Origin of the sequence: Variovorax trehalosi, from assembly GCF_051216415.1 — a bacterium.
In the GTDB taxonomy this organism is placed as follows: Bacteria; Pseudomonadota; Gammaproteobacteria; order Burkholderiales; family Burkholderiaceae_C; genus Variovorax.
In genome coordinates this window covers 1-7647 of record NZ_JBPJZG010000018.1, presented here as the reverse complement: position 1 = coordinate 7647, position 7647 = coordinate 1, and the positions used below count along the sequence as shown (strand labels likewise).

10 protein-coding genes are annotated in these 7647 nt (G+C 58.1%); 7 read left to right on the top strand and 3 right to left on the bottom strand.

Annotated elements, in window-relative coordinates; translation table 11 throughout:
- Positions 1 to 145 precede the first annotated feature (145 nt).
- Together ACSFA7_RS33450 and ACSFA7_RS33445 are read right to left on the bottom strand one after the other, a co-directional pair.
- Positions 146 to 409 (bottom strand): metalloregulator ArsR/SmtB family transcription factor, encoded by a 264-nt coding sequence (locus ACSFA7_RS33450; protein ID WP_435503345.1) that lies wholly within the window; start codon positions 407 to 409, stop codon positions 146 to 148.
- Positions 410 to 414: 5 nt separating this feature from the next.
- Positions 415 to 987 (bottom strand): helix-turn-helix domain-containing protein, encoded by a 573-nt coding sequence (locus tag ACSFA7_RS33445; RefSeq protein WP_435503344.1) that lies wholly within the window; start codon positions 985 to 987, stop codon positions 415 to 417.
- 194 nt (positions 988 to 1181) lie between these two features.
- Between ACSFA7_RS33445 and ACSFA7_RS33440 the strand changes: the two genes are divergently transcribed.
- From ACSFA7_RS33440 to ACSFA7_RS33410, 7 genes are all read left to right on the top strand, one after another.
- On the top strand, positions 1182 to 1418 hold the full coding sequence (locus ACSFA7_RS33440) for a helix-turn-helix domain-containing protein (protein ID WP_435503343.1): 237 nt from the start codon (positions 1182 to 1184) through the stop codon (positions 1416 to 1418).
- Between the two features lie 162 nt (positions 1419 to 1580).
- Positions 1581 to 1772: a hypothetical protein gene (locus ACSFA7_RS33435; RefSeq protein WP_435503342.1), complete on the top strand. Its 192-nt coding sequence runs from the start codon at positions 1581 to 1583 to the stop codon at positions 1770 to 1772.
- Positions 1769 to 2863, top strand: a complete 1095-nt coding sequence (locus tag ACSFA7_RS33430; RefSeq protein ID WP_435503341.1) for a hypothetical protein — start codon at positions 1769 to 1771, stop codon at positions 2861 to 2863. Before ACSFA7_RS33435 ends, ACSFA7_RS33430 begins: the two co-directional genes overlap by 4 nt.
- A gap of 147 nt (positions 2864 to 3010) precedes the next feature.
- Entirely contained in the window at positions 3011 to 3643 is a 633-nt protein-coding gene (locus ACSFA7_RS33425) for a hypothetical protein (RefSeq protein ID WP_435503340.1), read from the top strand.
- Positions 3644 to 3708: 65 nt separating this feature from the next.
- Positions 3709 to 4020, top strand: a complete 312-nt coding sequence (locus ACSFA7_RS33420) for a hypothetical protein (RefSeq protein WP_435503339.1) — start codon at positions 3709 to 3711, stop codon at positions 4018 to 4020.
- 482 nt (positions 4021 to 4502) lie between these two features.
- Positions 4503 to 5105: a hypothetical protein gene (locus tag ACSFA7_RS33415; protein ID WP_435503338.1), complete on the top strand. Its 603-nt coding sequence runs from the start codon at positions 4503 to 4505 to the stop codon at positions 5103 to 5105.
- A gap of 566 nt (positions 5106 to 5671) precedes the next feature.
- Positions 5672 to 6025 carry a hypothetical protein gene (locus tag ACSFA7_RS33410; protein ID WP_435503337.1) on the top strand — a complete coding sequence of 118 codons (354 nt, stop codon included), beginning with the start codon at positions 5672 to 5674 and terminating at the stop codon, positions 6023 to 6025.
- A gap of 909 nt (positions 6026 to 6934) precedes the next feature.
- Here the strand turns inward: ACSFA7_RS33410 and ACSFA7_RS33405 are convergent.
- Positions 6935 to 7300: a hypothetical protein gene (locus ACSFA7_RS33405; RefSeq protein WP_435503336.1), complete on the bottom strand. Its 366-nt coding sequence runs from the start codon at positions 7298 to 7300 to the stop codon at positions 6935 to 6937.
- Positions 7301 to 7647: the final 347 nt, after the last annotated feature.

Here is a 7647-nt window from a genome sequence, read left to right as displayed (position 1 = left end):
GCCACGAGTCTATGGAAACAATTACCGGCGCGAAAAAATCGCTATCAAGCGTCTGTTTTGACATTTTTTGATTAGAAATCAGCCGCCTGCGGCTTGCTGAGACCTGCGGGGGACCACAGGCGCACGCGCAGGACGGCCGGATCGCTCAGGCCTTCGCGCCGGGTGAACGCTGGCTGGCCAGCGCCCGGCTTTCCTTCTTCAACGCCTTGGACACCGAGCAGATTGCCTGCACGAACCCGGTCAAGGTGTTGGCCAGGCTTTCGCGCTGCAGGCTGTAGAACACGAACTGCCCCCGCTTCTCGGCCTTCACGAGCCCCGCGCCTTCCAGGATCTTCAGATGCTTGGAAAGAGAAGGCTTGGACATCTCGAAGCGCGCAGCGATATCGCCAGCCGAAAGCTCCGTCCCCACGCGCCTCACTCGCGCAACGTGAACACCACCGAGAGGTACGACACCGGCCCACTCTGAATCGCTTCGATCCCATGCAGCGCGGTCGCCTCGAACAGCAGCGAGTCCCCTGCCCTCACCGTGGCCACCTTGGCACCATAGCGGTAGCTGACCTCCCCGGACAGGAAGTACAGGAACTTAAGTCCCGGATGCTGGAAGGTCACGTAGGGATCGGCACCGGGCAGCAACGTGACCAGATAGGGCTCGACGAACAGGTTGCCCGACAGGAGATGCCCCAGCAACTCGTAGCGGTAGTCTGAAACCGCACCGATGCGATCGACGACAACGCCCTGCCCCGCGCGCACATGGCAGAAATCCGTGCGGCGCGCCTGATCGCCAAAGAAGCGCGACGCCGGCACACCCAAACCATTCGCGAGGCGCTCCAAGGTCTCCACCGACGGTGACACGAGCCCGCGCTCGATGCGCGAGAGCATCGAGGAAGAAATCCCAGAGACCTTAGCCAGCACGCCGCCGGACACCTCCGCCGCCATACGCAACGCCCTCACCTGCGCACCAATGCGCACCGCGGACAGGCTGCGCACCAGAGGTGCGGGTTGCCGCGGTCGAACACGCGTTACCGAGACCGGAAGGCGCAACGGGCGGGCACTGGGAAGCGGGGATGCAATCAGTCGATTGGACATGCTGGACAGCTCGCTAGGCGTTAACGAATTTTCAGTCAGATTTAGCAAGTTTAGTCCGTTTACGACTATTCCGAAAGGGACTTAACGATCCATGGATGTCCATTTCGCTCTACGATGCCAAATATGAAGAACTCCGCTCTTTGCTGCGCAGCTTGCGGTTGGAAGCGGGACTCACACAAGCTCAGTTGGCGAGTTCGCTCCGTGTCGGGCAGTCATACGTTTCAAAAATTGAACGGGGTGAAAACTTTCTGGACGTCTTGCTGTTTGCACGATGGTGTTCCGCCTGTGGCGTTAAGGCCGGGACCACCCTAGATAAGTTTTTGGGTGCCTAGATTCACCAGACCTGCTGCCCTCATCGTCAAGATCATCGCGCCGTGGATGTCGATCTCTTTGCACGACAGGAACTAACAGAACTTGCGCTTGGGCGCAGGAGGGCCACATAGGCCGCCGCGTCTGCAATGCAGCGATTGCCGACATCTGCAGGGCTTGCACGAATGGGTACTATCAGCCAAGAGCAGACCTTCACTGCGAGCTTCCAATTTTTTCTGGCGATTGCCATTGCTGCGTTGCAGGGCTGGCTAAATGCGAGCGAAGCCATGATCATCAATGCCCAAGAAGCGAATCTGCGGTCTAGCTTCTGGGGCGGGATTCCATCTGTCTCCACATCAAGGGCCAATGCCAAATGACCAGTAACCCCCTGTCTCCGCTGGATGACCTAGCCATCGCTGCCATCGGCTACTCACCGTCGGATGAAGAAATTGAAGCGGCATCGCAACCACCCTATCCAACGCCGGCTGCATTTGTTCCATTCCAGGAGGCGGTGCGTGCCGCCCTTCATGCGCGGGTCGCTCGCGGCCCTGACCCGTTCTGCACGACTCGGCTCTACGAGCCCGCAGCGAGATTCAGCGTCCGCGCTTCGTATGACGCCAACAGCCATCTCGGCTTCAACGTGAGCGACGCGATCTGCATCCTGCTAGCTGGCGGGCTGATTCCGGTCGCCACAGCTCAACGCGCCATCCGCGCAAGCGCCTCAAAGCTGGTTCAAGGATTCCTGCAACGCGCCACTGTGTATAGGCTGCTGGCCGATGGCGACCTGTCAGCAGCCATGGAAGCCGCAGCAAGCCCAAATTTCGATCAGGAGCAATGGGTCGGCTGGCGAGCCATCGGCGAATACCACGCTGCACGTGCTGACGCATTTGCTTTCTTATCGCTCTGGCCGAAATACGAAGCTCGGCAGGAACGCGAGTGGGTGGACAACATGCGACGCCAACTCGTTGACGCAGTGTCCCGCACCTACGGTTGGCGCGATGCGCTGGCGTTGACACGCGACAAGCGGATTGGCGTCAAGGGGCACGTTCATGGCATGGCCTATGTGGCACTACGGCCATTAACAGAGAAGACTACGGTGTCCGAGGTCAACCAGTTGCTGGGCACGGCATCGGAGCTAGTCCAATTTGACGCTCTCAACGACTTGGCCCGGCTGAAATTGCTAGTGGATGCCTTGCGCGCCAGCACTCCGCGCGCGCCCGCAGACGATCCTCCAGGCCTCGACGCCGTCCTGAGCCGCATCATTGCCGTTGACCCCACTGCTTCGAAGCAGCAGAGCCAGCGGCGAGATTGGCTGCTGATGGATTGCTGGCCTCTCATCGGCAACGCCGCCACTCTCAAGCGTGTGCGTGCGGCGATCCGTGCGCCCTTGTACAAGCGCGAGCTTTCGATGCTCGCCAAGGACGCCGCACCTGCGGTGCCGATTGGTGAAAAGGCAATCGGCGCTTGACGGCCAACACCAGACATTCGAGCCAGGGACCAACCTCGGCCACAATCTTCTTGGTGCGAGGAGTGCCTCCGATGCTCAAGAATCGACACTCAAAGCAACGCGCTTCTGAAGTAAGTAATCTCCTTTTGAAATAGTTCGATCCATCCCATGCCCATTCGATATCGACTTGCGTTGTGCTGCGTCGCAGTGTTTTCCGTTGGATGTTCCTCCATCCCGGACTATCAGCAACCAGAGGGAGGAAGTACAGCCAAGTTGCGCGTCGTCGTTCCCAATCCTGAGCAGTTTGCGCTTCGTCTTGCAACGGTCGATCTAACTGCATGCAAGCCCGCCGCCGACATCGGTTGGATTAGCGGAGGCGCAAGTATTGATACGGCACGGGTGGGCATGCTCGACACCACGATGCCGCGAGATGGCGTCCTTGAGAGACGCGTTGCACCGAATCGTCCGACGGCGGTCATGCCGTGGATGACCGTTGCGCTACTCGATGCAGGAACAATCCTCTTCTCGATGAATCCGGCTACACACGGGACTATTCAAAACGCGCAGGCGGGCGCTTGTGCGGTGCCGGTCTTCTCCCCGAAGCCTGGCGAAGAATATGAGTTGTCGATCAAGATGGCGGCGGGCTCGAGGTGCGTCACAACGCTCAGCTTGCTCTCATTGATTGATGAAGGAAAAGTCTCACGTACCCCTGTGAAGGAGACGGGCCGGGTACTACTCCCGGCAGGAAACAAGCCGATGGAATGCGACGCTCCGCCCGCCCGCTCGGACGCGACGCTTTAACTGCAGCCGGTCGCGCCGACGGGCAAAATTCGGCCACAACCAGACGTTCAGCCCAAAGACCAAAAATGACCCTCGAAAACTCTGAATGGCCGTTCGACAGTCCACCCAACGTGGCATGCATCACCGTGCGGTCCATAGTGGATGGTGGCAAGCCTGTACTCATGGCTACCCGCGATGCGGACGACGGAGCATGGCAGTTTCTAACCGGGGATGCTTTCGAGGAGGCAGAGGCGATGCTCGTCTCGCTGAGGACCATGGTCGAACGAGACTCGACCCTGCTTGAACTCGCCGACGTGCAGCCGGGTTGGATGGCTTGGCGTAAGCATCGTGACTCCCCTTGGAATCGCCAGGCCGAAGCGACACAAACCGAACAATGAATCGATTGGCAGGACGTGCCAAACGCGGACATTCGACAGGAGAGTGCCTTGCAGAACTGGATTACCAAACTTCTTCGCTCGAAGCCATCGGCGGCAATCATCCCTCGCCCCACGTTTGAGGTTGTAGACAGCGACGTCACCTTGGATTCGCTTGTTCATTCTGACGTGTGCGCCTGGGTCGCTGAAGAAGATGTCAATCGCTTCCTGGAGAACGGCTACACGTTTTACGTTGACTCCCGTTCGAGTACTGGCCGCTGCCGGCACCACGCAAGAGAACCGGGTGCACGCGCATTCGCCTTCTTCTTGATGGCGATTCCCACTTCAGCGAGAGGCTAGGGTACAACTAATTCGGTGTCTGCCTCTGCCTCTTGTGTACCCGGCGCATCAGGCGGCAGCCGGCCACATGCAGTCATTCAGCCAATTACCATCAGTCCCGCAAGACCGGTCGTTCGCGGCGCATGCCAAGCTAGAAGCTTTCGAGAATGCCTCCATCAACTGAAGCCCTGCAACGACTGAGCGACTTCGCCTCGGGCAAAACCCCGGTGCCTGAGTTCGAGCAACAGCTCTACAACGATCCGGACATTGAAACATTGCTCTCGGCAGAGAGCGCTCCTCGATTTTGCCAAACGGGGACAACGCTGTTCCACTACCTGATCGGACTCGACCTCAGCGACCCAGGCCAGGTGCTCAGCGCAAAGGACGTGTTGGTCTCTTTGCTCCAGAAGCATGGAATGACGACAGCGCTAGACGGGGCCGCAACGGCGGAATATGCGCTGCTGCTCGATGCCCAGCCGCGCTGGCTCGACGCGGACGTCAAGTTCCTCGCCTCGTTACTTAATGCCGCGCCACGCCTACCTTCCAAACAGAGAAAGGCATGGCTGCGCCAGAGAATTTTGGAACTGTTTAAGTACGCCAAGCAGCCCCCGCGCTGGTTGCAGTCTCCAGCGTGGCCCATCGGAGATGCTGGCCCTTTGGTCTTCTTGGGGCAGTTTCCTGTCGTCAACTACTTTCATGATGAGGCGGCGGTGTATGTTTTCCATGACCCAGCGAAGGACGCGTTCACAACGTTCGTTCAGCACTGCTGACATCGCGGCATGAGGACGATCACCAAGATGCCTCCTCGCGGCCAGAACCGGACATTGGAGCAACGCAGGCAAACTTGAATAGGTCATACCACTTCAACTCATGAGTGCAACTCATCGCACCGATCAAATCCTCCTCCAGGCGGCTGAGCCTCCTTCCGCGGGAAGCCACCGCGTTCTGTCAAGGGTGGAAGTGGAAACTGCGTCCGGCTATGTTCGTGTCTTGCAGAACACAGTCGCATCTAAGCATGAACTCGACACCTTCTGGGCATCATGCCTTAGCGCTGACCAGTCCATCGAACCCCTGCGAGCTCAGATAGAGGCGGCAGACCCGGCCCACCTGCACGGGATTCTAGAAACCATTCGACGTGATCTTGCTCGAGTGGAAAGTGTCGCGATGATCAATTTATTGACGCCGATAGACGAGTGCTTTCGTGTCATAAATGGATGCGAACATTGTTTTGGGCATGTGTTATTGCTGAGTTCACGTGCCAATGCCGTGTTCATTCATTGGCATCGGGAGTCATAGACGCCACTCGGCCAAGAACGGAAGTAGAAGAGCACCCATGATGACAAGCGAAGAACATATCGAAGGCTTAGAAGGCTGGTTCCAGCCTTGGAACGAGCACGATTTGGCGGCTCGAACGCTCCTGAAGATCGGTGGGACATACACCGTCTGCACGGGACGTCTGACCGAAGGTGAGGTCGCAAAGCTGGGCAGGCTACTTCTTGAATTGCCGGGAGCACGGCCAGGCTCGATGGGCTTCTTCAGTGATTCCTCTGGCGATCTATGCCTAGAAGCGTCGTTTGAGCCATCCGGCATAACCGTTGAGGGCCAGGCGTCACCGGAGCAGTGGACTGCATGGGACACAGCGTTCAGAGCGGCCATCGAGAAAGCGAAGCTGCCGCGCGTCCCAGCGTAGAGGCATAGGTCAACTTTGGGCCGTGTGGCGCCAACCGCCAGTGGACTACATTCGGCCAGAAGCGGTCATCCAACGGCAAGTGAAATTCAGCCACTTTAGGGATAAATGATGCTCGATCTACTGCCTCCCGCCGCTGCCTTATCGTTGCTCGTGGCGTCTGTTGTTGCGGGGATCATCGCGGTCTATCACGCGTCGCACATGTTCCTTGAAATTGCACCAAGTCGTTCGTGGATAGCGAATCTTTTTCCCTATCTCTCGGGTTCGCTGCCGGGTCTCCTGACTGAGAAGGGGCAACGCTCCAGAAACAAGTTTGTCCTCTGGCTTTGGGTCGCGCTAGCTTGCGGCGGCGCATCTGGAGCGATAGTGGCGATTTTCAGAACAGGCGCTTAGCCTCACCTCATCGGGCCGGTGCGGCTGATGCTGTCTGAACTCGCCTGTTGAATGACCGCTTTGACGGGATTTATCAACTGTCGACCGCGAACAACCATCAAGCCGACTACCTATAGCACCCCACGGACAGCCACAAGCGAGACAAGTCTGAACTCTCGCCGGCACGCGCGCAGTGCTCACCACGCGAATAGGAATAGGTCGATTCGCCATCGAGCGCACGTTTGAAATCGGTCTGTACCCAACCGAGCTTCTTTAAGGCTTCCCTAATTTGCGCTCCCTTCACACTTGCAAGGGGGCAGTTCACCATAAGGCCATTCTTTGAAAACCAGGAACACTCAGACCTGCTAATGGCGCCACCTGCAGTCGCTGCTATCTCCTCCACGTGCGATAGAAGGTCCAAAGCGCGAGGCGGCATTTCATTCGATGGCTTGTAGAAAACGAGAACTATCGCAATGAGCGGGCCTACGAGTGCTGCCGTAAGGAACACTTGCCAAGTACGAGCGGACAACGGCATCAGCTTCACTCCAGCGGACGGCGTAGCTGATCACCATCAAAGACCAGCAAGCCACGCCGAAGGGCCACTTCGGAGATGCGCTCAATCAGCGGATCGATGTTGTACCGACCAGACAACGCGAAATGGCACAACAGCCCCGAGCCATTCAGCTCCAACGGCTCCTCTGCCCATATGCACTCGTCCTCTCGCTCTGGCGGGAAGGATTTCCGTCGTGGGTAAATCTGTGCCAACTCGTCGATCAGAGCGTGCAGGCGCGGATCGAGTGGTTTTCCCTCGTTGGAAAGATCTTCATTGTAATCGAGTATCCACTCGACGGCAACCTCATCATCACCGGGCACCGGGGGGACGAAAACAATTATCGAATATGGCACGGCAATGCTCCCACAGCCATCCATGACCGCTTAAGACATTCTGCCAAAGAAGCGTTTATCGTTCCGTCGACGCCCGCGCGCTTGGCTGCCTGGTCGTGTTGGACGGGGTGCCTCGTCGGCAGAATGCTGTGATCGCGACTTGTTTGTCGCGGTCAAGGACAGGACGCCACCTGCTGACTGACCGCTTCGGGCGAGGTCGAACTTCTGCTTCGGGCCTCTTCGCGACGCCAGCGCGACCGGCTACAGTCGGCCAAGAGCGGTCCTTCGTCACAATGTCTCGAATCAGGCCTGCAACCTGCCTTCCATGCCAGCCACACTCCACCTGAAGTCCTAGGCGTTGAATGAAA